Annotated in this window: 21 protein-coding genes; 13 read left to right on the forward strand and 8 right to left on the reverse strand. The window is 69.1% G+C overall.

Features of this window, described 5'->3' with window-relative positions:
- Positions 1-10: 10 nt before the first annotated feature.
- The 3 genes from H074_RS34655 to H074_RS34665 all read right to left on the reverse strand — a co-directional run bounded on the left by H074_RS34655 (position 11) and on the right by H074_RS34665 (position 3755).
- On the reverse strand, positions 11-2317 hold the full coding sequence (locus H074_RS34655; protein WP_007034761.1) for an FdhF/YdeP family oxidoreductase: 2307 nt from the start codon (positions 2315-2317) through the stop codon (positions 11-13).
- Between the two features lie 101 nt (positions 2318-2418).
- Complete coding sequence (locus H074_RS34660) at positions 2419-2745, reverse strand: hypothetical protein (protein WP_007034762.1); 327 nt, start codon at positions 2743-2745, stop codon at positions 2419-2421.
- Positions 2746-2774: 29 nt separating this feature from the next.
- Positions 2775-3755: a hypothetical protein gene (locus H074_RS34665; protein ID WP_167333194.1), complete on the reverse strand. Its 981-nt coding sequence runs from the start codon at positions 3753-3755 to the stop codon at positions 2775-2777.
- 108 nt (positions 3756-3863) lie between these two features.
- Here H074_RS34665 and H074_RS34670 point away from each other — a divergent pair, with 108 nt between their 5' ends.
- Positions 3864-6497 carry a valine--tRNA ligase gene (locus H074_RS34670; protein WP_007034764.1) on the forward strand — a complete coding sequence of 878 codons (2634 nt, stop codon included), beginning with the start codon at positions 3864-3866 and terminating at the stop codon, positions 6495-6497.
- A gap of 66 nt (positions 6498-6563) precedes the next feature.
- On the opposite strand, the gene H074_RS34675 is transcribed toward H074_RS34670, so the two are convergent.
- Together H074_RS34675 and H074_RS34680 are read right to left on the reverse strand one after the other, a co-directional pair.
- A complete protein-coding gene (locus H074_RS34675; RefSeq protein ID WP_007034765.1) occupies positions 6564-7439 on the reverse strand; it encodes an SGNH/GDSL hydrolase family protein in 876 nt (291 codons plus the stop codon).
- A 107-nt stretch (positions 7440-7546) separates the two neighbouring features.
- Positions 7547-8176: a class I SAM-dependent methyltransferase gene (locus H074_RS34680; RefSeq protein WP_007034766.1), complete on the reverse strand. Its 630-nt coding sequence runs from the start codon at positions 8174-8176 to the stop codon at positions 7547-7549.
- A 70-nt stretch (positions 8177-8246) separates the two neighbouring features.
- Between H074_RS34680 and folC the strand changes: the two genes are divergently transcribed.
- Genes folC through H074_RS34695 form a run of 4 tightly spaced genes read left to right on the forward strand, consistent with a single transcriptional unit; the run spans position 8247 to position 10753 of the window.
- Positions 8247-9923, forward strand: a complete 1677-nt coding sequence (gene folC / locus H074_RS34685; protein ID WP_007034767.1) for a bifunctional tetrahydrofolate synthase/dihydrofolate synthase — start codon at positions 8247-8249, stop codon at positions 9921-9923.
- Positions 9920-10315: a DUF4233 domain-containing protein gene (locus H074_RS34690; RefSeq protein WP_007034768.1), complete on the forward strand. Its 396-nt coding sequence runs from the start codon at positions 9920-9922 to the stop codon at positions 10313-10315. The genes folC and H074_RS34690 overlap by 4 nt, the downstream gene beginning before the upstream one ends.
- A gap of 10 nt (positions 10316-10325) precedes the next feature.
- Positions 10326-10472: a hypothetical protein gene (locus tag H074_RS40860; protein ID WP_161630721.1), complete on the forward strand. Its 147-nt coding sequence runs from the start codon at positions 10326-10328 to the stop codon at positions 10470-10472.
- The gene (locus tag H074_RS34695) at positions 10469-10753 is read left to right on the forward strand and encodes a hypothetical protein (protein ID WP_152521553.1); all 285 of its coding nucleotides are present in this window, start codon (positions 10469-10471) and stop codon (positions 10751-10753) included. Before H074_RS40860 ends, H074_RS34695 begins: the two co-directional genes overlap by 4 nt.
- Before the next feature lie 64 nt (positions 10754-10817).
- On the opposite strand, the gene H074_RS34700 is transcribed toward H074_RS34695, so the two are convergent.
- Positions 10818-12425, reverse strand: coding sequence for a hypothetical protein (locus tag H074_RS34700; RefSeq protein ID WP_007034770.1), 1608 nt, complete (start codon positions 12423-12425; stop codon positions 10818-10820).
- A gap of 165 nt (positions 12426-12590) precedes the next feature.
- Between H074_RS34700 and H074_RS34705 the strand changes: the two genes are divergently transcribed.
- The gene (locus H074_RS34705; protein WP_007034771.1) at positions 12591-14141 is read left to right on the forward strand and encodes an alkaline phosphatase D family protein; all 1551 of its coding nucleotides are present in this window, start codon (positions 12591-12593) and stop codon (positions 14139-14141) included.
- On the opposite strand, the gene H074_RS34710 is transcribed toward H074_RS34705, so the two are convergent.
- On the reverse strand, positions 14095-14988 hold the full coding sequence (locus H074_RS34710; protein ID WP_007034772.1) for an NAD(P)-dependent oxidoreductase: 894 nt from the start codon (positions 14986-14988) through the stop codon (positions 14095-14097). The two genes, H074_RS34705 and H074_RS34710, sit on opposite strands and share 47 nt — an antisense overlap.
- Positions 14989-15100: 112 nt before the next feature.
- On the opposite strand from H074_RS34710, the gene H074_RS34715 reads away from it, so the two are divergent.
- From H074_RS34715 to H074_RS34730, 4 genes are all read left to right on the forward strand, one after another.
- Entirely contained in the window at positions 15101-15448 is a 348-nt protein-coding gene (locus H074_RS34715) for a winged helix-turn-helix transcriptional regulator (RefSeq protein ID WP_007034773.1), read from the forward strand.
- Between the two features lie 64 nt (positions 15449-15512).
- Positions 15513-15923 carry a nucleoside-diphosphate kinase gene (gene ndk / locus H074_RS34720; RefSeq protein ID WP_005158515.1) on the forward strand — a complete coding sequence of 137 codons (411 nt, stop codon included), beginning with the start codon at positions 15513-15515 and terminating at the stop codon, positions 15921-15923.
- A 56-nt stretch (positions 15924-15979) separates the two neighbouring features.
- Complete coding sequence (locus tag H074_RS34725; protein WP_007034774.1) at positions 15980-16723, forward strand: maleylpyruvate isomerase family mycothiol-dependent enzyme; 744 nt, start codon at positions 15980-15982, stop codon at positions 16721-16723.
- A gap of 128 nt (positions 16724-16851) precedes the next feature.
- Positions 16852-20196: a phosphodiester glycosidase family protein gene (locus H074_RS34730; RefSeq protein WP_007034775.1), complete on the forward strand. Its 3345-nt coding sequence runs from the start codon at positions 16852-16854 to the stop codon at positions 20194-20196.
- On the opposite strand, the gene H074_RS34735 is transcribed toward H074_RS34730, so the two are convergent.
- Positions 20183-21247, reverse strand: a complete 1065-nt coding sequence (locus tag H074_RS34735; RefSeq protein ID WP_063705488.1) for a M14 family zinc carboxypeptidase — start codon at positions 21245-21247, stop codon at positions 20183-20185. The two genes, H074_RS34730 and H074_RS34735, sit on opposite strands and share 14 nt — an antisense overlap.
- A gap of 118 nt (positions 21248-21365) precedes the next feature.
- On the opposite strand from H074_RS34735, the gene H074_RS34740 reads away from it, so the two are divergent.
- Genes H074_RS34740 through H074_RS34750 form a run of 3 tightly spaced genes read left to right on the forward strand, consistent with a single transcriptional unit; the run spans position 21366 to position 23937 of the window.
- Positions 21366-22280 (forward strand): ABC transporter ATP-binding protein, encoded by a 915-nt coding sequence (locus H074_RS34740; RefSeq protein WP_051072078.1) that lies wholly within the window; start codon positions 21366-21368, stop codon positions 22278-22280.
- Complete coding sequence (locus H074_RS34745) at positions 22280-23095, forward strand: ABC transporter permease (protein WP_007034778.1); 816 nt, start codon at positions 22280-22282, stop codon at positions 23093-23095. Before H074_RS34740 ends, H074_RS34745 begins: the two co-directional genes overlap by 1 nt.
- On the forward strand, positions 23095-23937 hold the full coding sequence (locus H074_RS34750) for an ABC transporter permease (RefSeq protein WP_039924116.1): 843 nt from the start codon (positions 23095-23097) through the stop codon (positions 23935-23937). Before H074_RS34745 ends, H074_RS34750 begins: the two co-directional genes overlap by 1 nt.
- The last annotated feature ends 8 nt before the right edge of the window (positions 23938-23945 follow it).

Genomic DNA, 23945 nt, shown 5'->3' on the forward strand with positions numbered 1-23945 from the left:
ACAGAACAGGTCAGGTCACCGGCTCCAGCCGCACCACGACCGCCTTCGACACCGGCGTGTTCGACTTGTCCGCCACCGAATCCAGCGGCACCAGGGCGTTCGCCTCGGGGAAGTACGCGGCCGCACAGCCGCGCGCCGTCGGATAGGAGACCACCCGGAACCGCGGGGCCCGGCGGTCGCCGTCCCGCCATTCCGAGACCAGGTCGACCATCACGCCGTCGGACAGCCCGAGCGAAACCAGGTCCTCGGGGTTGACCAGCACCACGCGCCGCGCGTCCTCGATCCCTCGGTAACGGTCGGAAAGGCCGTAGATCGTGGTGTTGTACTGGTCGTGGCTGCGCATCGTCTGCAGCAGCAGCCTGCCTTCGGGCACCGCGGGGTACTCGAGCTCGGAGACGGTGAAGTTCGCCTTGCCGTTGGCGGTTCCGTTGAACTGCCGCGAGTCGCGCGGCGCGTGCGGCAGGACGAACCCGTCCGGCTCGCGCACCCGGGCGTTGTAGTCGTGGCAGCCGGGGACGACACGGGCGATCCGGTCGCGGACGAGGTCGTAGTCGGCGTGGAAATCCCGCCACGGCACGGCGTGCCCGGCACCGAGCAGGGCTTCCGCGAGATGGCAGATGATCGCGACCTCGGAGAGCAGATGCTCACTGGCCGGGGCCAGCCTGCCGCGTGAGGTGTGCACCTGGGACATCGAGTCCTCGACGGTGACGAACTGCTCGCCGCTCGCCTGGACGTCGCGTTCCGTGCGGCCGAGGGTGGGCAGGATCAGCGCGGTCCTGCCGGGGACGACGTGCGAGCGGTTGAGCTTCGTCGACACGTGCGCGGTCAACGAGCACGACTTGAGCGCCTTCTCGGTCAGCTCCGTGTCCGGCGTGGCGGAGGCGAAGTTGCCGCCGACGGCGAAGAAGACCTTGCCCTTGCCGTCCCGCATCGCGCGGATCGCGGCGACGGTGTCGTAGCCGTGCTGTCGCGGCACCTTGATGCCGAACTCCGCGTCGAGGTCGTCCATGAAGGACTCCGGCATCTTCTCCCAGATGCCCATCGTCCGGTCGCCCTGGACATTGGAGTGCCCGCGAACCGGGCACAGGCCCGCGCCCGGTTCGCCGATCATGCCGCGCACCAGCGCCAGGTTCGCGATCTCGGAGATGGTCTGCACCGCGTGCTTGTGCTGGGTCAGGCCCATCGCCCAGCAGTAGATGGTCCGCTTCGACGTCGCGATCATCCGTGCCAGCCGCTCGATCTGCTCACGCGGCAATCCGGTCGCGGCGCCGACCTCGGTCCAGTCGATCTCCCGCAGATGCCTCGCGTAGTCCTCGAACCCTTCGGTGGAGGACTCGACGAACGCGCGGTCGACGATCGTTCCGGGAGTCTCCTGCTCCCACCGCAGCAGAAGATGGCCGATCGCCTGGAACAGCGCGAGGTCGCCGCCGAGCCGGATCTGCGCGAACTCGTCGGCCAGCGGGGTCCCCTTGCCGACCACGCCGCGGACGTTCTGCGGGTTCTTGAACCGCATCAGGCCGGCTTCGGGCAGCGGGTTGACCGCCACGATCTTCGCGCCGTTGCCCTTGGCCTCCTCCAGCGCGGACAGCATGCGCGGATGGTTGGTGCCGGGGTTCTGGCCGACCACCACGATCAGGTCCGCCTTGTGGATGTCCGCGAGCGACACCGAGCCCTTGCCGATCCCGGTCGTGGCCGCGAGCGCCGCGCCGGAGGACTCGTGGCACATGTTGGAGCAGTCCGGAAGATTGTTGGTGCCGTAGGAACGCACGAGCAACTGGTAGAGGAACGCGGCCTCGTTGCTGGTGCGGCCGGAGGTGTAGAAGATCGCCTCGTTCGGGTCCTGCAGCGCGCGAAGCTCGTCCGCGACCAGGGTGAACGCGTCGTCCCAGGAGATCGGTTCGTAGTGCGAAGCCCCTTCGCGCAGCACGAACGGCTCGGTGATGCGGCCCTGCTGGCCGAGCCAGAAATCCGTCTTCTCCGCCAGCTCTCGAATGGAGTGCGTGGCGAAGAACTCGCGGCCGACCCGGCGCTTCGTCGCCTCCTCGGCGACGGCCTTCGCGCCGTTCTCGCAGAACTCCGCGAGCTTGCGGTGCTCGCCGTCGACCTCGCGCGGCTCCGGCCAGGCACAACCGGGACAGTCGAAGCCGTCGCGCTGGTTCAGCAGGCGCAGCGTCTTCACCGTGCGCGCGGCACCCATCTGCTCCATGCCGCGCATCAGGGAGACGGCGACCCCGGGGATCCCGGCCGCCCAGCTCTTCGGTTTCCCGACCTCGAGCTGTGTCTCGTCAACGTCGTTCGCGGGTGCTTCGCGGGTCATGGCCCCATCGTGCGCCTTGCCGCTTCCGCGCGCGACCGAGGGGTGGCTCACCTCGTGAGTGGTAAGGACGGTTAGAACCGTCCTTACCACTCACGAGGTGGTCAGGCGTCGGTGACGAGCCGGGTGATCTGCGACTCGTCCAACGGGAACCAGGGTGTCTCGTTCACGCCGCGCTCCTGCACCGCGTTCACCGTCACCGCGGCCACGACCAGCACGATCAGCCCGACGATCGCGGCGATCCCCGGCCACCGGCTCGAACCCGGCGAGCGGTAGCCGCCACCGGAGGCCGCGGCCGCCTTGCGCTGCTTGCGGCGCTTCTTCTTGAGCTCCTTCTTCGCACCCAGCCAGGCGTCCAGTTCGGCGTGCTTCTGCCAGTTCGGGTCGACCAGGTCCGGATGGGTCTCGATCCGCCGGTCCTCTTCGTCCATCTCGGTCCTCTTCCCCAGGGTTCGGCCGACTACCTGCAGGTGTCCCTCGTCGGCAGGGGTTTCGTCGGGTCGTAGGTGGCGGCTTCGTCGCCATCGGGCACGCCGTAGCCGGGTCCGCTCTTGTCAGCGTACTGGGGCGCGAGGACGCCGGTCTTGATCGCGTCACAGGCCATACGTGAGGTGAAGCCCGCGCTGTCGCCGAAGCTGAGCCCGGCGTCGGCCTTCGCGAACGGCGGCGCTTTGCGGATCACGTAGTCCTGCTCGTCGCGGACGAACGGGACGATGTCCGATGGCGACTTGGCCTCGCTCGGACGGGCGTCGAAGGCGTAAGCGGTCGCGTAGCTCGCGTGGATGATCAGCTCACCTTCGCGGCCGGGCTTCGCCGTCAGAGAGCCCGTCATGCGCGGAGGCTGCGGTAGCAGCCGGTTCGGCCCGATGAGGGTCAGATACTTGCCCTTCTCGACGGTGGGCGCGCTCGTGAGCGTCGGTTCGAGCCGGGCGCGCTCGTTCGGGGTCAGCAGGGCGAGCAGTTCCGAGCCGTCGTGGTCCTGCAGTGCCCGGGAACCGAGCCGTGTGGCCGCGATGGCCTCCGTCACCTTGCGATACGCCGCGTCGACCTCCACCGCGGTGAAGCCGCCGATGTCCTGACCCGGCGGCACGGTGATCCCGGCGATCCCTTCGGCCCAGGTCGCGGCGGGAGTGCGGTCGTACGGCCGGGTGAGGTCGACCCCGGTGCGCACCGGAGCCGCTTTCGGGGGCTGCCCGGCGTCGGGGACGCTGCTTCCTCGCATCTGCTGCACGACGATCGCCGCGGCTCCGAGCAAGCCCACGGTCAAGACCAGAAACAGGACCACGATGAGCCTCCGGGACATCCGGAAACGGCGGCGCGGCCGCTGCTTCCGCCGCCGTTTGAGGTCCTTCTTCGCGCCGAGCCGAGCGTCGCGTTCGGCGCGCTTGCGCCAGTCCGGATCCAGCAGGTCCGGATGCGTCTCCAATCGCGAGTCTTCCAAGAACCCCGTCCCTCCCCAGTACGTGACGACATCCCCTCAGCGGCTGGGAACGGCGGGCGTTACGGCCGGTGAGGAACTCGGTAGAGGGGGTTCGTAGACTTGTCAACTGTGACCGAGAACGCCCAGCCGCAGCAGACCGACCTTCCGGGTACCTGGAACCCGGCCGACGAAGAAGCCTCGCTCTACCAGCGTTGGGTAGACGCCGGCTACTTCACGGCCGACCCCACGTCGGACAAGCCGCCGTTCACGGTAGTCATCCCGCCGCCGAACGTGACCGGTTCGCTGCACATCGGGCACGCGTTCGAGCACACCCTGATCGACGCCATCACCCGTTACCACCGCATGCTCGGCGACGAGACGCTGTATCTGCCGGGCATGGACCACGCGAGCATCGCGGTCCACGCGCTGGTCGAGAAGCAGCTCCGCGCCGAGGGCACCAGCCGCCGTGAGCTCGGCCGCGAGGCCTTCGTGGAGCGTGTCTGGCAGTGGAAGAACGAGCACGGCGGCAAGATCCTCGCCCAGATGAAGCGCCTCGGCGAGGGCGTCGACTGGAGCCGCGAGCGGTTCACCATGGACGACGGCCTGTCCAAGGCCGTCAACACGATCTTCAAGAAGCTCTTCGACGACGGCCTGATCTACCGCGCCGAGCGGCTGGTCAACTGGTCGCCGGAACTGCGGTCGGTGCTCTCCGACGCCGAGGTTAAGCACGAAGAGGTCGAGGGTGAACTCGTCTCGATGCGCTACGGCGACGGCGAGAACGCGATCGTCGTGGCCACCACCCGGATGGAGACGATGCTCGGCGACACCGCCGTCGCGGTCCACCCGGACGACGAGCGCTACACGCACCTCATCGGCACCGAGGTCGAGCTTCCGCTGACCGGGCGCAAGATCCCGATCGTGGCGGACAAGCACGTCGACCCGGAGTTCGGCACCGGTGCGGTCAAGGTGACCCCCGCGCACGACCCGAACGACTTCGAGATCGGCCAGCGCCACGACCTGCCGATGATCACGATCATGGACGAGCAGGGCCGCATCGACGGCACGGGTACCGAGTTCGACGGCATGGACCGGTTCGAGGCCCGTGTCGCGGTGCGGGAGAAGCTGCGCGAGCAGGGCCGCATCGTCGCGGAGAAGCGTCCGTACCTGCACAGCGTCGGGCACTCCGAGCGGTCGAAGGAGCCGATCGAGCCGCGGCTTTCGCTGCAGTGGTTCGTCAAGGTCGGCCCGCTCGCGAAGGCCGCCGGTGACGCGGTCCGCGACGGCCGGGTGAACGTCCACCCGCCGGAGATGGAGAAGCGCTACTTCGACTGGGTCGACAACCTGCACGACTGGTGCATCTCGCGTCAGCTGTGGTGGGGCCACCGCATCCCGGTCTGGTACGGCCCGAACGACGAGGTCGTCTGCGTCGGACCGGACGAGGAGCCGCCCTCGGGCGAAGGCTGGACCCAGGACCCGGACGTCCTCGACACCTGGTTCTCCTCGGGCCTGTGGCCGTTCTCCACCCTCGGCTGGCCGGAGAAGACCCCGGACCTGAACAAGTTCTATCCGACGTCGGTGCTGGTCACCGGCTACGACATCCTGTTCTTCTGGGTCGTGCGGATGATGATGTTCGGCCTCTACGCCACCGGCGAGGCGCCGTTCAAGACCATCGCGCTGCACGGCATGGTCCGCGACCAGTTCGGCAAGAAGATGTCGAAGACCGCGGGCAACGGTGTCGACCCCATCGAGTGGATGGACAGCTACGGCACCGACGCACTGAGGTTCACCCTCACGCGTGGCGCCAACCCGGGCACCGACGTGCCGATCGGCGAGGAATGGGTCGCGGGCTCCCGGAACTTCACCACGAAGCTCTGGAACGCCACCAAATTCGCCATGATGAACGGCGCGGACGCGAACGCGCCTTTGCCGCCGGCGGCCGAGCTCACCGAGGCCGACCGCTGGATCCTCGGCAGGCTCGGCAGCGTCGTCGACGACGTCACCGGGTACCTCGCGGACTACCAGTTCGCCAAGGCCACCGACACGCTCTACCAGTTCACCTGGACCGAGCTGTGCGACTGGTACCTGGAGCTGTCGAAGGTCCAGGTCTTCCAGGGTGACGAGGCCCGCGTCACGGCGACGCGCGCGGTGCTGGGGCACGTGTTCGACACGGTGCTGAAGCTGCTGCACCCGTTCATCCCGTTCATCACCGAGAAGCTGTGGACGGCACTGACCGACCGCGAGTCACTGGTGATCGCCCCGTGGCCGGTGGCCGAGGCCTCGTACGCCGACGCCGTGGCGGACAAGCGGATCGCGGACGTGCGGAAGCTGGTCACCGAGGTCCGCCGGTTCCGCGCGGACCAGGGCCTCAAGCCCAGCCAGAAGGTGGCGGCGCGGCTGTCCGGCGACGGGTTCGCCGAGATCACCGGGCACGACGAGCCGATCCGCTCGCTGGTCCGGCTCACCCAGCCCGAAGACGGCTTCGCGCCGAGCGCGTCGCTCGAGGTCGGGCTGTCGGCCGGTGTCGTCACCGTCGAACTGGACCTGTCCGGCACGATCGACGTCGCCGCGGAGCGCAAGCGCCTGCAGAAGGACCTCGGCGCGGCGGAGAAGGAACTGGCGCAGGCCGAGGCCAAGCTCGGCAACCAGGCCTTCATCGACAAGGCGCCGGAGCCGGTGATCGGCAAGATCCGGGCCCGCAAGGAAACCGCCGTGGCCGACATCGAGCGCATCAACGCCCGGTTGGCGGCACTGCCCGCTTCCTGAGGCCCTCGTGAGTGGTAAGGACGGTTCTAACCGTCCTTACCACTCACGAGGTTCGCGCGCGGCGGCTCAGCGGAGGTGACGGAGGATCACTTCGGCCACGCCCGCCATCCCGGTGCGATACGGGTGGTATGCCGCCGCGGCGAGCAGTTTCGTGTCCTGCCCGTTGATCCACGCGGCACCGTTCGGCGCGCAGGCGTCATGTCCGGCGGACGGTCCGAAAGTGTCCACGAAGGTCGCCTTGCCGTCGGCGGCGACGGCCTTCTCGATCGCCGAGTTCAACGCCTTCTCGACGTCGTTGAGCCAGGCGTAGTCGCCCTCGGCGAAGGGCAGGATTTTCGGGCAGTAGCCGGATTCCGGCGCGATCCGCGGGTAGCCGACGACGAGCACGTCGGCGCGCGGCGAGCGGGCGTGGATTCCCGCCAGCACCTTCTCGACGTTCTTGCCGGTCTGGTCGATCTTGGCCTTGACGCTGTCGACACCGCCGGCGGTGAACCTGTCCTGGCACGGGTTCCCGGTGGGATCGCCGGCGCGCAGCGAGGGGCAGGTGCCGACCAGCGTGCCGAAGACGCTGTGGTCGTTGCCGCCGATACCGACGGTGACCAGGTCGGTGTCCGCGCGCAGGGCGCTGAACTGGGGCGGGTTGCTGCCGAGGGTCACGTTCTGCCGCTGCGTCATGTCGGTGGTGTCGGCGCCGCCGCAGCTGATGTCGGTGAAGGAGCGGACCTGCAGCGCCGCGGCGAGGATCGACGGATAGTTCTGCGTCGACTTGCCGCAGAAGAGCGGGTCGAGGCGGGGGAGCGGGATGAGCGGTCCGGAAGTGTAGGAATCACCCAGCGCGACGTAATTCCGGTAGGACCGCGTGGCGGCGGTGGCCGCCGTGGCGGAGGCGATCAGCAGGACGACGGTCGAGACGGCCGCGAACAGGACGCGTCTGAAGCGCATGAGGACCCCGATCTCCGGACTGGATGGCCTCTCGAAAATGAACCGGATCCGGCCGGATCGGCGCCGCCGATCGGGTGGTCGAGCGCCTGTTTCACCCGCTCGTGGTGTCACATCGGGTGATCGTCTTCCGGTCTGCGGTAGACGAGGAGGTAGCGGTAGAAGAGCAGGTTCCTGACCTCGCTCCCCGGCAGCAGCCGGGCCGCGTCGCGCCGGATCCGGTTCATCGGCGGGAACGTCTCCACGATCGGCGCCGTCGGCAGCGGATCGACCCCGCCGTTCAGCCGGTCACCGGCGTACACGACCACCCTGGCCAGCGCGTTGACCGGACAGGCCACCATGGCGCGCGCGTAGTCGGCGAACGAACTGGGCTTGCCGATGCCGAGCACGGCCAGCACACCGCCGGGGACCAGCGCGTCACGCAGCTTCGTGACCATGTCGAACGGCACATGGTGGAGCGCCGCGAGGCAGGAGATGAAGTCGTACGCCTCCTCCGGCAGCTTTTCGGCGACCACGTCGGCCTGCCGGTACGAGATCGTGCCGGGTCCCGGCGAACCGGCGGCGCGGGCGAGGTCGATCATCGGACCGGATCGGTCGATCGCCTCCACGTGCATCCCGGTCGCCGCGAGGCGCCGCGCGAACCGTCCGCTGCCGCAGCCCACGTCCAGCGCCACGCCAGGACCGGGAGGCAGCTGGTCGAGCAGCAGCGGGTGATAGTGGTCGTTGTGGTCGAACCCCATGCGTCGAGAGTGCCAGCAAAAGCCGCACGTAGACTCGGCCCGACAGGCAGCAAGGCTAAGAGGAGAGTTCGTGCCGCGAGGTGACGGCCGGGATTCCGAAGATTTCAGGGAATCCCCGGACCTGGCAGATCTGGACAGTTTCGCCGGTGTCGACGAATTGGGGGCACGCGCCCACGATCCGTCCGACGACACCGACCCGGATCTGGACGCACCCGACGCCGCGTACCAGGCGGGCGGCGGTGCCGGCGGCGGGATCGGCGGGATCGGGCAGCTGGGGGACAACCTCGCCCTCGGCCCGGTGCCGGACCTCGTCGCCCCGGAGGACGTGGAACTGCACGAACTGGACGACCAGGGCGACGAGTTCGCCCCGTCCGACCCCAACGGGCAGCAGGCGCGGCGCGAACTGCTCGCCGTCGAGGCCGAGCTGAACCAGCGCTGGCCCGAGACCAAGATCGAGCCGTCCCTCGCCCGCATCGCGGCCCTGGTCAACCTCATGGGTGAGCCGCACCGCGGATATCCGGTGCTGCACGTCGCCGGGACCAACGGCAAGGGCTCGACCACCCGGATGATCGACGCGTTGCTGACCCGGATGGGCCTGCGCGTCGGCCGGTACACGAGCCCGCACCTGCAGCTGGTCACCGAGCGGATCGCGCTCGACGGCGCCCCCGTCTCCGCCGCCGCGTACGTCGACCTGTACCGCGACGTCGCGCCGTACGTGACCATGGTGGACAACGCGGGCGGGCCCGACGCGGTGCCGATGAGCAAGTTCGAGGTGCTGACCGGCATGGCGTTCGCAGCCTTCGCCGACGCGCCCGTCGAAGCCGCGGTCATCGAAACCGGCCTCGGCGGCTCCTGGGACGCCACCAACGTCGTAGACGGCGACGTCGCCGTCATCACCCCGATCGGCGTCGACCACGTCGAGTACTTCGGCGGCTCTCCGGCCAAAGCCGCGGTGGAGAAGGCCGGGATCATCAAGCCCGGCAGCGTCGCGGTCATCGCCGAGCAGGACCCCGAAGTGCAGAAGATCCTGCTGGAACGCGCCGTCGAGGTCGACGCGAGCGTCGCCCGCGCGGGCAGTGAGTTCGGCGTGCTGGAGCGCGAGGTCGCCGTCGGCGGGCAGATGCTGAAACTGCAGGGCCTCGGCGGGGTCTACGACGAGATCTTCCTGCCGCTGCACGGCGCGCACCAGGCGGCCAACGCCGCGCTCGCGCTGGCCGCCGTCGAAGCGTTCTTCGGGGCGGGCAAGGACAAGCAACTGGTCGTCGAGGCCGTCCGCGAGGCCTTCGCCGAGGTCGAGACCCCCGGCAGGCTGGAGCGCGTCCGCGCCGCGCCGACAGTGCTGCTCGACGCCGCCCACAACCCGCACGGCGCCAAGGCGCTCGCGACCACCGTCGCCGAGGAGTTCGCCTTCCGCCGTCTCGCCGCCGTGGTCGGCGTGATGGCGGAGAAGGACGCCCGCGGCATCCTGGACGCCCTCGAACCGGTCGTCTCCGAGATCGTCGTCACCAAGAACTCCTCGCCGCGCGCGATGCCGCTCGACGAACTCAACGACATCGCCATCTCGATCTTCGGCGAAGACCGGGTCGTGGCCGAGCCCAGCCTCGACGCCGCGATCGAGACCGCCATCGGCCTCGTCGAGCAGAGCGACGATCCCGAGGAGCCGCTGGCGGGCGGAGGCGTGCTGGTCACCGGCTCGGTCGTCACGGCGGGCGAGGCCAGGACCCTGTTCGGTAAGGAGCCGGCGTGACCGACGAGACCCCGAAGCCGCCCGCCAAGGACCCGATGAAGTCCTTCCGCGGCGTGATGGCCGGTTCCCTGATCATGGAGGGCATCACCGTCGCGCTCGCGTTGCCGGTGGTGGCGAAACTCGGCGGCGGGGTCGGCTCGCTCACCGGCTGGTCGGTGATCGTCATCGCGGTCGCGCTGATCGTGCTGTGCGGTTTCCTGAAGAAGCCCTGGGCGGTGCCCGCGGTGCTCGTCCTGCAGGTCGCGTTGATCGCTTTCTTCGTCGCGCTGCCCGCCGTGGCGATCCTCGGGGTGATCTTCCTCGGGATCTGGCTGTGGCTGCTGTGGCTGCGGCGGGACGTGGCCCGGCGGATGGCGGCCGGGACGCTCCCGAGTCAGCAGCAACCTCAGTAAGGTCCTTCCTGTGGCCCGGAGAGCATTGATCGTCGCCTGCTCGGAGTACGCGGACGAACAGCTCGACGACCTGCCGGTGGTGCGGTCCGATGCCACCGTCCTCGCCGGGGTTCTCGGCGACCCGGCCATCGGGGACTTCGAGGTCGAGTGCTCTTGAACGGTACGGAGAGTGAGAGCCGCCGCGGAATCGGGCGGCTCTCCTTACGAGTACGACTCCACGACGGTTTCGTCGTCGCGAAGGCGCTGTCCCAGCCCAGGTCCTGGTGCGGACCGAGCCTGCTGCGGAAGTTCGCGCCGTTGCCGCGCGACAATCCCCGCGGGACGAAGCTGTTCGTCGACACCTACAGCGTTTTCCGCGCGATCAGGACGCTCGACCCGATCCTCGCCGCCGACCATTTCCCCGAACCGCTCCGGGAGGTCGCCACCTCACCAAGGTGACCACCCACCCGCTCCATCTCTTATCCACAATGGACCGACGGACGTCACCGGCGACGTGGTGGCGTCAGCCGGTCAGCCGTTCCGCCTCATCGGGACTGATCGGGAGGTGGCGGACGGTGAACTCGGTCAGCGGCCGGTCCGCCGTTACCCAGCCATCGGGCCGGACGAACATCTCCTCGACGGCGCCCCTTTGCCGCATCACCAGTTGTGCCTCGGCCAGGTCGAAGGCGGCCGACTGCGTGGGGAAGATCGCGAAGTACTGGATCTCGTCGTTTCGGTGTGCGACGCCCCGCCTGAGCGTCGCGGACCAGAACCTGCGGCCGACCATGCCGCGCTCGTCCACTTCGGTGACATACCACGTCGGCTCCCGGGGCAGCCGCGCGAAGACGTCGGACGGCTCCCAGCCGAGGTCGAGGGCGGACTCCTCGGCGGTCGCGGTCAGCCGCACCAACGCGACAGGTCCCCGCTCGCGGCAGCGTAACTCGAAGTAGCGAGGCTCCGCGGTGGCGAGTCGTCCGGTGATCCGGTCCAGGTCGGCCTGGCTGATCGCCAGTGTGTGCTCGTTCTGCGGGCTCGCCGTCGGCAGCCACTCGCCTGGCCGCAGGAACATCTCCCACCGCCCCGGCTCGTCCGTCGTGCGGCGGATCGCCGAGTACGCGTTGTTCACGTCCGTCGTGGCTCTGGCGCTTTCGAAAACCGCGAAGTGTTGGTGCCCACCGACAGCGGCAGCGCGTCGCTTCGCGTTCCTGACGTGGAGGCGGGCCGCGAGACGTTCCGACTCCATCGAGGACAGCGGTAGGACGATTTCGTGCTCGGGCCCGGGCTCCCGGACTATCGCGTACGCCGACTCGGGATCGAGCACGTCGGTCGGGTGGTGGAAGACCGCGTAGGCGCCCGGCGCCTCCCGCTCGGCACTCCGCTGCCGGACCAAATCGGCCATGATCCGCACGGCGGAGTCGAAGTCGATCTCCTGGATACTCGACGCCGACACCTTGTCCAGCACCTCGGTCGGCCGGAACTTCCCGTCACCGGTGAACTCCTGCGTCCCCGTTTGCCGCTGCGGGTCCTTCGCCGCCACGACCACGGAGTACGGCGTGCCATCGGCGAAGAAGACGACGTGATGGCGCCATAGTGCGGCCCAGTTCGCGTCGATCCTCTGCCTGAGGAACTGAGCCCCGGCTTCGCTGATCGCGATGTACTCCTCGGTCCAGTCCCGGCCACTGTCGAGCCGGTAGAGCTTGTCGGTTTCCTCCCACCGGTTGTGCCCGGCGTACTTCTCCTCGCGGTAGGGCTGCGGTCGCCGGATCAGCAGGTAGGCCTTGCTGAGGTCGACCACGTCCTCGGTGTGCTTGAAAACCGCGTAGTACTTGTGGTCGCTCAGTTCCGACTCGTGCGTGGCCGCGCTGATCTCGCGCACCATCTGGACCAGGAAACCGTTGGCGTATCCGACGGCGGCTTCCCGGGCGGTCCACTGTGGTTCGTCCGGCACGCGGCTCAAGAGGTTGGACGGTTCCCACATCAGGTTGTGGGTGAAGGCGTCTTCGGTGGTACCCGTCAGCCTGACCACGGCGTGCGGTAGTCGTTCTCCCTCGACGAGGATCACGAGGTAGCGGACGTTCGGATCTTCGTCGGCGGCGTAGTAGTCGCGCAGGCCCCAATTAGTGTCACGCATACGATCGCCCCCCAAGCAGACCTTTTCGTCAAGCTACTTCAACCGGGCTCCCATCAGGACAAAAGCGCGCGAGATCACATCACCCGCGCCACTACCGTCCGTTCGTTCATCACCGCGCAAACCGCCGTTGGCCGACCAGCCGTGGCCGCGGGATAGAACCTCGCCATGACCGCAACCCACCACAACCGCCGCACACTGCTCAAAGCCGGTCTCACCGGCACCGGAGCGGTCGCGGGCGGCCTGCTCCTCCCCGGGACCGCGAACGCCGCCCCCCTGATCCGCCGTGACCGGCCGGTGCTCACCCACGGTGTCCAGTCCGGCGACGTCACCACCGGTTCCGGCATCGTCTGGTCGCGCGCCGACCGGCCTGCGCGGCTGATCGTGGAGGTCTCCAGGGATCCCTCGTTCCGGCACGCGCGCCGCGTGCGCGGCCCGGTGATGAGCCCGGAGACCGGCGGTACCGGCAAGGTCCGTGTCGCCGGCCTGCCGCCGGGGGCCGAGGTCCATTACCGCGTGACCGCGGAATCCCTCGACGGCCGGACCTGCAGTGAGGCCGTCACCGGCCGGTTCGCCACCGCCCCCGTCGGCCGCTCGGACGTCCGGCTGTTGTGGTCCGGTGACGTCGCCGGGCAGAACTGGGGCATCAACCCCGAACGCGGCGGCATGACGATCTACCGCGCGATGGCCGACCGCCGCCCGGACCTGTTCCTCCACTGTGGAGACACGGTCTACGCCGACGCGCCGCTCACCGAGACCGTCGCGCTGCCCGGCGGGCGCGTGTGGCGCAACATCGTCACCCCGGAGAAGTCGAAGGTCGCCGAGACGCTCGACGAGTACCGCGGCCAGTTCGCCTACAACCTGCTCGACGAGAACCTCAAGCGCTTCACGGCGAACGTGCCCGCCTGTGTCCAGTGGGACGACCACGAAGTCGTCAACAACTGGTACCCGGGGGAGATCCTCGACGACCGCCCCGAATACACCGAGAAGCGCGTCGACGTGCTCGCCGCGCGGGCGTTCCAGGCGTTCCACGAATGGCATCCGATCGACCGGCGCCAGGCCGTCGACGGCCGCGTCTACCGCAACTTCCGGCACGGCTCCCGCGCCGAGGTCTTCGTGCTGGACATGCGGACCTACAAGGACGCCAACACCTCGGACCAGACCAAGCCGGGCCATATCCTCGGCGACCGTCAGGCCCGCTGGCTCGTCGACGCGCTCGACCGCAGCACCGCCACCTGGAAGATCATCCAGGCCGACCTCCCGATCGGGCTCACCGTCCCGGACGGCAAAGCCATCGAGGGCGTCGCCAACGGCCTGCCCGGCGCGCCCGGCGGCCGCGAGACCGAACTCGCCTGGGTGCTGCGGGAGATCTCGCGGCGCCGAGTGCGCAACGTCGTCTGGCTGACCGCCGACGTGCACTACACCGCGGCGCACCACTACTCGCCGGATCGCGCTTCCTTCACCGATTTCGACCCGTTCTGGGAGTTCGTGTCCGGCCCGCTCAACGCCGGCGCGTTCGGCCCGAACACCCTCGACCCGACCTTCGGACCGGAAGCGGTGTTCGTGCACGCCCCGCCCGCCGCGAACACCTCGCCCGCCGACGGCTTCCAGCACTTCGGTGAAGTGAACATCGACGGACGGAGCGGCGCGCTCACTGTCGATTTGAGGGACGCTACGGGCGCTTCGCTGTGGTCGAAGACCCTGCAGCCCCAACGCTGAGCAGTTCCGTCAGGACCGCGATGCTGCGGTCGCCGTACCCGGCCTCGGCGGCCCTCCGCACGAGGTCGTGCATCGGCCGCTGCCAGTCGACGTCGACGCCTTCCTCGGCCAGTTCGAGGTCGGCGGCGGCGCCGGCGTGGAAGATGTTCACCGATGCCGCGGGATCCGAGTAGTCGCCGCTGTCGATCTCCTTGGCGTACATCGGAAGTACCGAGATGATCATCTCCAGCCACTTGGTGGCGTACGGCAGGAGCGTTTCGGCTTCGAGCCCGCGCGACCGCAGCGCGGCGGCGCCCTGGAAGAACCCGACCAGCGCGGGCAACAGGGTGCCGCCGACGGCCATCTCGTACAGCGCCGCGAGGTCGGTCTCCTCGCCGAGATGGACGGTGTCGCCGCCCAGCACCCGCAACGTGTCCAGGTGTTCGTCGAAAACGGCCTTGTCACCGCCGTAGTACAGCAGCGTGTCCGGCGCTCCCACGGCCGATGGCACGTTCTTGATCGCGCCGTCGAGGAATCGCGCGCCGTGGTTCGCCGCCCACTCGGCCATCCGGCGCGCTCCCGCCGGTGAGCCGCTGTTCAAGGTGATCAAGACACGTCCGGACAGCGAAACCGGTTTCAAGGCCGCGCGGGTGTCTTCGTAGGTGGTCAGGCAGGCGATGGCCAACGGGCTCGCCCGCACCGCGTCCCCGGCCGTCGCTGCCCGGCTCGCTCCCCGCGCGACAAGAGGATCGGCCTTCGAGGCCGTCCTGTTCCACACGGTGGTCGGATGCCCGGCCGCGAGGAAAGCGCCCGCCAGGGCCGAGCCCATCGAACCGAGGCCCAGGACGGTCACCGGTGTCTTCGGCATTTTTCGCTCCAGTCAAAGGAAATCTTCGGGATGACCTCATGCTGGGCGGTCGCATACATTCGATCAAGTACCTACTATTTTGCCGGGTACTGACAAAAAGGTAAGTGACGCGATGACCAAGAACCGCACGTTCACCTGCGGCCTCGACGCCGCGATCGCCGTCATGGGCGGCAAATGGAAAGGGCTCATCCTGTTCGCGCTCCAGGACGGGCCGCTGCGCTTCGGGGAGCTGCGGCGCGCGGTGCCGGGCATCAGTGAACGGGTGCTGATCCTGCAGCTGCGCGAGATGGAGACCACCGGACTGCTGCATCGCGAGGTGTACCACCAGGTTCCACCGAAGGTGGAGTACTCGCTGACCGAGTTCGGGGATTCCCTCAACACCGCGATGGCCGCGCTCGGCGAGTGGGGCGAGGAGCACATCGAGCGCATCGAGGCCATTCCCTGGTCCGACGTGAAGTGAGCGGCGAAGCACCCAGTAGGCTCCGGGCGAATAGCACGAATCCCACCCAAGGAGAAATACCGCCGTGACTGAACGCACGCTGGTCCTCGTCAAGCCCGATGGCGTCGCGCGCGGCCTCGTCGGCGAGGTCATCGCTCGCATCGAGCGCAAGGGCCTGAAGCTCGCCGCCCTCGAACTGCGCACCGTCGAGCGCTCGGTCGCCGAGGAGCACTACGCCGAGCACAAGGAGCGCCCGTTCTTCGGCGACCTCCTCGAGTTCATCACCTCGGGCCCGCTGGTCGCGATCGCCGTCGAGGGCCCGCGCGCCATCGCCGCCTTCCGTCAGCTCGCCGGCGGCACCGACCCGGTCGAGAAGGCCACCCCCGGCACCCTGCGCGGCGACTTCGCGCTGGAGACCCAGTACAACCTGGTGCACGGGTCGGACTCCCCGGAGTCGGCCGAGCGCGAGCTCAAGCTCTGGTTCCCCGAGGTCTGACACACTCGTGGATGGCGCGGGATCGCCGCGCCATCCACGGACCTGGGGGTTTGTCGATGACACCGGACGAGTACCTGGCACGCCTGCGCGAACTCACCGCCGGTTTCGCGCGGGTGGCACGCGCCGGGGACCACGCCGCGCCCGTACCGTGCTGCGGCGATTGGCGCCTGCGTGACCTGGTCGTCCACCTCGGCAACGTCCACCGCTGGGCCACCGGGATCGTGCGTACCGGCGACCCCGCACCGCAGATCTTCGAAGCCGAACCGGACGGAGATCTCGCCGCCTGGTACGGCGAGTGCGCGGACGGCCTCGTCGAGGCACTGCGCGAGGCTTCCCCGGAAGACGGCGCCTGGAACTTCACCGCCGCCGCCAAGACCAAGGCCTTCTGGTTCCGCCGCCAGGTCCACGAGACCGCGGTGCACCTGCTCGACGCGCACCGCGCGGCAGGGACCGAGTACACCCTCGACCCGTCCGTCGCCGCCGATGGCGTGGACGAGGTCCTTCTCGGCATGCTGCCGAAGGTGAAACGCTGGCACACCCCGCCCACGGTCACCGTTCCGTTGCTGCTGAAGACATCCGACACCGGACACGCCTGGTTGATCACACCGCCGGGTGAGACCGGCGTCCCCGGCTCCCGAACGGCCGATCCCGCCGAATCCGCGGGAGCCGTCGTCGAAGGCCCCGCGGAAGGGCTCGACTTGTTGCTGTGGCAACGGGTCGGGCTCGCCGAGTCGGGCCTCGGAATCACCGGTGACGTCGCTGCGGCGGAGACCTTCCTCGCCGGGCCTTTCACGCCCTGACCTTCGGCGCCCTACGCCGTTCGGTTCACGTTCACCCCGGGGTCTTCTCCTGGCGGCTCACGTCCGCTGTGCTGAGTCGAGCTTACTATCACTCGATCGTGGGGTATTTCGTGAGAAATTCACGCCTGTTGCTGCTCGCTGCCCTGCTGCCCGGATTGTTCGTCGCCGCACCGGCGCACGCCGATCCCTTGGCCGCCCCGCTCGGTCCGGCGCCCGTCGAAGCCGCCCCCGCGGCCTCCTCCGCGAAGGAAGGGCCGTCCGCGTACGCCGTGGCCGCGCCCGACGACGGTCTCGTCACCACCAGCGCGACTTCGCGCGTGGCACCGGGCCTGAGCCTCACCGAGTTCGACCGGTACGACCCGGCGGGCTGGATCCGCGGCGACATCCTCGCCGTCGACCTCACCAGCAAGACACTCAAGCCGACGTATCTCAGCCCTGGCACGGTTTCCGCGCGGACACCGCTTTCGCACCAGGTCGCCAGGGCCGGTGCGGTCGCCGGGGTCAACGGGGACTTCTTCGACATCAACGCCAGCGGCGCGCCGATCGGTGTCGGCATCGACGCCGGGAAACTCCAGGCGGCGCCCGCGCGCGGCCACAATCTGACCGCGTCGATCACCGAGGAAGGGAAGGCTCGGCTCGCGGAGGTTTTCCTCGACGCGTCGGTCACTCTGCCCGACGGCCGGGTCGTGCCCGCGTCGAACTTCAACAGCCCCGTGCTGAGCGGCGACGCGATCGGCGTCTACACCCCGCTGTGGGGCGCGTCCTCGCGGCGGACCTCGGTCGCCAACGCTCAGCGTGTTCTCGAGGTCGAGCTCCGGGACGGCATCGTCACGCAGGCGCGTCCGCAGCCCGCGGACGGCCCGATCACGGCCGGTGCGACGGTCCTGCTCGCCCGTGACGGTGGCGTGGACACGTTGTCCGGCTTGAAGATCGGCGACAGGGTGGGTGTCGCGTACGCCCCGAAGAGCGACGCGGGCAAGCTGTCCGTCTCTGTCGGCGGAAACAAGGTCCTGCTGCGCGACGGCGCGGTCCAGCCGGTCGACAACGTCGCCATGCACCCCCGGACCGCGGTCGGGTTCTCGGCCGACGGTACGAAGATGTGGCTGGCGACGGTCGACGGCCGCCAGGCGGACAGCCGCGGGATGACGGAGCTGGAACTCGCCCGTCACATGAAGTCTCTCGGCGCGGACGACGCCCTCAACCTCGACGGCGGCGGCTCGTCGACCATGCTCGCCCGCGAGGAGGGTGAGAAGGCGCCAATGGTGCGCAACTCGCCGTCGGACGGCGGGGAACGCCTGGTGCCCAACGGGATCGGCGTCGCCACCGTGCCGGGAAGCGGACGCCTGACCGGATTCTCGCCCCGTCCCGCGCAGGACACCGCCGACGCGACACGCGTGCTTTCCGGGCTGACGCGGAAACTCGCCGCCGGCGGCCACGACGAGACCGGTGCCGCCGTCGACGCCAAGGTCCAGTGGCTCAGCACCAACCCCTTCCGCGGCACCGTGACCGGTGGCGTGTTCACCGCGCACGCCGACCGGTTCCGGCCGGACGCGCCCGCGAACGTCGACGTCTACGCGAAACACGGCGGCGTCATGGGCAAGACCACGCTGAACGTCCTCGGCTCACCGGTCCGCCTGGGCACGAGCACCGAACAGGTCGCGTTGTCCGGCGAAGGCGCGAAGAGCACGTTCAGGGTGTTCGGCTACGACGCCGACGGTTACGGCACGTGGATCGAGCCCGACGACGTCAAACTCGACTACGACCCCGCGGTGGTGAAGATCGAACCGTCCGGCGACGGGTTCGCGGTCACCGCGCTGAATGCCTCGGGCGCTTCGGCGATCACCGCCACCGCCGGCGGGAAGAAGACGCATCTGGCGGCCTCCGTCGGCACGGAATCCCGCGTGGCGGCGCCCCTTGACGGCCCCGCGGGATGGACCGCCAGTGTCTTCCCCGCCGTCGTCGGCGCCGCGCTTTCCGAGGCACCCGGTCGTGACGGCGGGCGTGGTCTCGCGCTGGACTACCGGCTCGACGGGACCAACGCCACGCGCGCGGCCTACGTCAACTCGGCGGCACCGATCGCGCTGCCTCCCGGCACCCAGCGCGTCGGCCTGTGGGTCAACGGCGACGCGAAGGGCGCCTGGCTGCGGGCGGAACTCCGTGACGCCGCCAACGTTCCGTCCGTTGTGGACTTGTCGCTGAGCGTCGACTGGACGGGCTGGCGCTACGTCCGCGCGGCGATCCCGGCCGGGCTCCCCGACGGTCAGCGGCTGACGAAGTTCTACGCCGTCGAGAATGTGCCGGACCAGCAGTACGAAGGACGGCTGGTCTTCGACGACCTCACCTTCGAGGTCGCGCCCGCGGCCGCCGTCCCCGCCGACCCGGCACCGCGTGATCCGGCCCTGATCACCGACGGCGCCGCGACCGGCGGACTGCGGATCGCCGTGGTCGGCGACGCGCAGTTCACCGCCGACCAGCCGAACGGCCCGCTGGTCGCCCAGGCCCGGCGTGCGCTGCGCGAAGCGGTGGCGGCGAAACCGGATCTCGTGCTGATCAACGGCGACTTCGTCGACCGCGGCACGGCCGCCGATTTCGTGCTGGCGAAGTCGGTCATCGACGAGGAACTCGCCGGCAAGGCGCCGTGGTACTACGTCCCGGGAAACCACGAAGCAGACGGCGGGCACGGACTCGCGGAGTTCCAAGCGGCGTTCGGGGCGACCCATCGCGTCGCCGACGTCGCCGGAATCCGGCTGGTGCTGATGGACTCCTCGCGCGGTTCGCTGCGCGCGGGCGGGTTCGACCAGATCCGGATGCTGCGCGAGGCGCTGGACGGGGCGAAGGCGGACAGGCGGATCCGCGGCGTTGTCGTCGCGATGCACCATCCGGTCAAGGACCCCAGCCCCACCGGCAACTCGCAACTGGCCGACCGCAAGGAAGCCGCCATGCTGACCGGCTGGCTGACCGCCTTCGAACGCGAATCGGGCAAGCAGGCGGCCGCGATCGCCTCGCACGCGGGCGTTTTCAACCTCTCGCGGGTGGACGGCGTGCCGTATCTGGTGAACGGCAACTCCGGGAAGTCGCCGGCGGCGGCCCCCGGTGACGGCGGGTTCGTCGGCTGGACGATGGTCCGGTTCGAACCGGGAGACAAGGCGCAGCCGGTGCGGTTCGAGACGCGGCCGAACGTCGACGCGCTGACGCTGTCCGGGCCCACGTCGCTGGCTCGTGGGGAGAAGGCGGACGTCCGGGCCGTGGTGACGCAGGGAGCGCGTCAGGTGCCGGTTTCGTACCCGGTCAGCGCGGACTGGAAGGGCGGCTGGGCTACGCATGTCGCCGACGGGTTCCTGCCCGCGATGCCCTGGGACGTCGCGTCCTTCGACCCGGCGACCGGCATGCTGACCGCGTTGCGGCCGGGGGTGGCGAGCCTTTCGGTCACCGTCAACGGGGTCACGCGGAGTCTGTCGGTCACCGTCCGCTGATGGCTCGTGAGTGGTAGGGACGGTTAGAACCGTCCCTACCACTCACGAGGCCCGGCAGTGCCGGGCCCCGCGGCGGGATCGCGTCGGCCTTCGCCGGGTCCACCTTCCGCACCGAACCGTCGGCCGCGCTCCGCGCGATCGCGAGCATCGAGGCCAGCGCGTCCTGGATCTGCTGCTGTTCCCTCTCCGGGATGAGGCTCAGTTCGATCAGCACGCTGCCGCTGCCGCGCAGCCCGTACCCGTTGCGCGCGATGCCTTGGTAGTCACCGCCGGGGTACTGCGAAACGTAGCCGCCGTTGTCGTCGATCGACCGCTGTACCACGACCGCGATCTGCTTCGCGAAGTCCACATCGGACGGTTTCACGCCCGGGTTCGTGGGCCACAGCGTCGAAGCGGTGATCTCCTTGCCGCTCGCGTCGCGGTACCGGCCCTGCATGTGGTAGTCGACCATGATGTCCGGCTTGAACGACGCGTTCCGCCGCTGGATCAGGCCCGCTTCGGTGGCCGGGTTGTCCTTCGGCGCGACGGCCGGGTCGTGGTAGCGGTTGATGTCGTACCCCTTGCCCTTCTCGCCGTACTCGGGTGTGGCGTTCGGGTCGTGGTTGTAGCGCCAGTCGCGCTCGTGCCCGTCGGGGTTGGCGCGCACGACGATGTCGACGGTCACCTTCGACCGCAGCTTCCGCGCCCACGGGCTGTGCCCGATGCCGACCTTGCGCAGGAATTCGAGCGCGGCGGGGGTGCCGAGCGGTTCGTCGCCATGCTGCTGGGTGACGTACTGGATCCGTGTCCTGCCGTGGCCGACCCTGGCCGCCCACACCGGGCGGCCCTCGTTGCTGCGGCCGATCTTGTCCACCCGGATCTTGCCGTGGCTGAGCGCCGCCAGTTTGCGCAGTTCGAAGGCCAGCTCGGCGGTGGAAGGACGCGGAGCGACGGTCCGGCCGTCCACAGTGGTCTCGGCCGTGGTGCTTTCGACCGCTTGGGCCGTGGGCGCCACCAAGAGCCCGGCGCTGACAAAAACGGACAAAAGAGCGATTCTGGGCTTGAGGCTCATGGTCGGTGAGTATCGACGAGCGTTGACCGGCCAACAAGGGTTCGGATAAACCTGTCGAATTTTGTCGGTGGCAGGTCCTAGGGTGCCTACCGTGGGTGACTCGGAGCACGAACCGGCGATGGTGCAGGCGAAGGCGTTGGTCAAGCGTTTCGGCGACTTCGAGGCCGTACGCGGGATCGACGTCGAGGTCCGCCCGGGGGAGGCGTTCGGTTTCCTCGGGCCCAACGGCGCGGGCAAGTCCTCCACCATGCGGATGATCGCGAGCGTCTCCCCGCGCACCGACGGTGACCTGCGGGTCCTCGGCATGGATCCGGACATCGAGGGGCCGAAGATCCGTGCCCGGCTCGGAGTCGTGCCGCAGCAGGACAACCTCGACACCGAGCTCACCGTCCGGCAGAACCTGCAGATCTACGGCCGCTATTTCGGGCTCTCCCGTGCGCACGTGCGGAGCAAGGCCGAAGAGCTGATGGAGTTCGCCCAGCTCACCGACCGGGCGAACGCGGAGGTCGATTCGCTCTCCGGCGGGATGAAGCGGCGGCTGACCATCGCGCGGTCCCTGGTCAACGACCCGGAGCTGCTCCTGCTCGACGAGCCGACCACGGGGCTGGATCCGCAGGCCCGTCACCTGTTGTGGGACAGGCTGTTCCGGCTCAAGGCCGGCGGGACCACGCTGATCATCACCACGCACTACATGGACGAAGCGGAACAGCTCTGCGACAGGCTGGTCGTGATGGACGGCGGCCGGATCGCCGCCGAAGGTTCGCCCGCGGACCTGATCAGCCGGTACTCCACCCGCGAGGTCGTGGAGTTGCGCTTCCCGAACGGTGAGCAGGAGGCGGCCGCGAAGCAGATCGAAGGCCTCGCCGAACGCGTCGAGGTGCTGCCGGACCGTGTCCTGCTCTACACGATGACCGGCGAGGCCACCCTCGAGCAGGCGCACGCGCGCGGGCTGCGTCCTCTGTCGAGCCTGGTCCGCCGAAGTTCGCTGGAGGACGTCTTCCTCCGCCTCACCGGCCGGACGCTGGTCGACTGATGACCACAGCGCAGACGAAGGCGTCGACGGGCCGCGTGGTCTCGCGCTGGGCGGGAGCCTGGCTGCGGGTCGAGGGTCATTGGATGTGGTACCGCCGGTACTGGGTGTCCACTCTGTATTCGACGGGCCTGCAGCCGGTGCTGTTCCTGGCCGCGATGGGGCTCGGGTTCGGCTCGCAGGTCCAGGCGGGCGCGGCCACGGGCGGGTTCTCGTACCTGGAGTACGTCGCCCCCGCGCTGCTCGTGGCCGGCGCGGCACAGCTGGCGGTGGGCGAGTCCAGCTACCCGGTGCTGTCGGGTTTCAAGTGGCAGCAGGACTACATCGCCGTCACCGCCACCCCGATCACGCCGGGGCAGGTGCTCGGCAGCCAGATCATGTGGGTGAGCCTGCGGCTGACCCTGGCGGGCACGATCTACGCGGTCATCGCGGCGCTTTTCGGATCCTGGACGAGCTTCGGCGTGCCCGCCGTCGTCCTGATCGGGACGCTCACCGGCATCGCGTGCGGCACCCCGGTGATGGCGCTGGCCGCGACCACCTACGACGAGGGCACCCGGTTCGGTCTGGTGTTCCGGTTCATCCTGATCCCGATGACGTTGTTCTCCGGCACGTTCTTCCCGATCGCCGAACTGCCGGCCCCGCTGAGGTGGATCGCCTGGTTTTCCCCGCTGTGGCACGGCAACGAGGCCGCCAGGGCGGTCAGCCTCGGCACCGTCGGGCCGCTCGCCACGCTGGGCCACCTCGCCTTCCTGGTCGTGCTGGCCGGCGTGGGCTGGGCGCTGGCGCACAAGTACTTCTACCGACGGCTGGTGGTCTGATGGCAGTCCTCACCGAAGCGCTGCGACGTGGAAAGCCGAGGCGTGGGGTGCTGCTGCGCGTCCTGCCGTCCGCGTTGTACAGCGGCCGGTCGACGGCGGTGCTGGAGCGGACCTTCCTGACGTATTCGCACGCCTGGATGCTGTTCGTGTCCGGCGTCTTCGAGCCGCTGTTCTACCTGATGGCCTTCCAGCTCGGTTTCGGCAAGCTCGTCGGCGAGGTCGTCGGGCCCGGCGGCCAGGCGATGAGCTACGTCGCCTTCGTCGCGCCCGGCCTGCTGGCGGCGTCGGCGATGAACGGCGCGATCCTCGACTCGACGTACAACCTGTTCTTCAAGCTGAAGTACGCCAAGCTGTACGACGCCATGCTCGCCACCCCGATCGGGCCGCTGGACATCGCGCTCGGCGAGGTCGGGTGGTCGGTGCTGCGCGGCGGGATCTACTCGGCGACCTTCCTCGGCGTGATGACCGTGATGGGGCTGCCCGGGTCGTGGTGGGCCCTGCTGATGATCCCGGCGGCGCTGCTGATCGCGATGGCGTTCTCGGCCATCGGCATCGTGCTGGTGACCTTCCTGCGGTCGGTGTCGCAGTTCGACTACATCAACCTCGTGCTGATGCCGCTGTTCCTGTTCTCCACGACGTTCTACCCGCTTTCGGTCTACCCGGGGGCGATCCAATGGATCGTGCAGATCTTCCCGCTGTACCACGGGATCGAGCTGATGCGCGGCCTCTCGGTCGGCGTGCTGTCGTGGGGCATGGTCGGCAACGTGGCGTACCTGCTGGCGCTGGCGGCGGTCGGGATCTACGCGTCCTCGAAGCGGTTCGGCAAGCTCCTGCTGCGCTGACCCTCATC

Origin of the sequence: Amycolatopsis decaplanina DSM 44594 (assembly GCF_000342005.1) — a bacterium.
Classification (GTDB): domain Bacteria; phylum Actinomycetota; class Actinomycetes; order Mycobacteriales; family Pseudonocardiaceae; genus Amycolatopsis; species Amycolatopsis decaplanina.

Coding starts and splice junctions, on each gene's coding strand:
- H074_RS34655 (WP_007034761.1), bottom strand. CDS start 2,317: ATGACCCGCGAAGCACCCGCGAACGACGTTGACGAGACACAGCTCGAG.
- H074_RS34660 (WP_007034762.1), bottom strand. CDS start 2,745: ATGGACGAAGAGGACCGGCGGATCGAGACCCATCCGGACCTGGTCGAC.
- H074_RS34675 (WP_007034765.1), bottom strand. CDS start 7,439: ATGCGCTTCAGACGCGTCCTGTTCGCGGCCGTCTCGACCGTCGTCCTG.
- H074_RS34680 (WP_007034766.1), bottom strand. CDS start 8,176: ATGGGGTTCGACCACAACGACCACTATCACCCGCTGCTGCTCGACCAG.
- H074_RS34700 (WP_007034770.1), bottom strand. CDS start 12,425: ATGCGTGACACTAATTGGGGCCTGCGCGACTACTACGCCGCCGACGAA.
- H074_RS34705 (WP_007034771.1), top strand. CDS start 12,591: ATGACCGCAACCCACCACAACCGCCGCACACTGCTCAAAGCCGGTCTC.
- H074_RS34710 (WP_007034772.1), bottom strand. CDS start 14,988: ATGCCGAAGACACCGGTGACCGTCCTGGGCCTCGGTTCGATGGGCTCG.
- H074_RS34715 (WP_007034773.1), top strand. CDS start 15,101: ATGACCAAGAACCGCACGTTCACCTGCGGCCTCGACGCCGCGATCGCC.
- H074_RS34725 (WP_007034774.1), top strand. CDS start 15,980: ATGACACCGGACGAGTACCTGGCACGCCTGCGCGAACTCACCGCCGGT.
- H074_RS34735 (WP_063705488.1), bottom strand. CDS start 21,247: ATGAGCCTCAAGCCCAGAATCGCTCTTTTGTCCGTTTTTGTCAGCGCC.
- H074_RS34740 (WP_051072078.1), top strand. CDS start 21,366: ATGGTGCAGGCGAAGGCGTTGGTCAAGCGTTTCGGCGACTTCGAGGCC.
- H074_RS34745 (WP_007034778.1), top strand. CDS start 22,280: ATGACCACAGCGCAGACGAAGGCGTCGACGGGCCGCGTGGTCTCGCGC.
- H074_RS34750 (WP_039924116.1), top strand. CDS start 23,095: ATGGCAGTCCTCACCGAAGCGCTGCGACGTGGAAAGCCGAGGCGTGGG.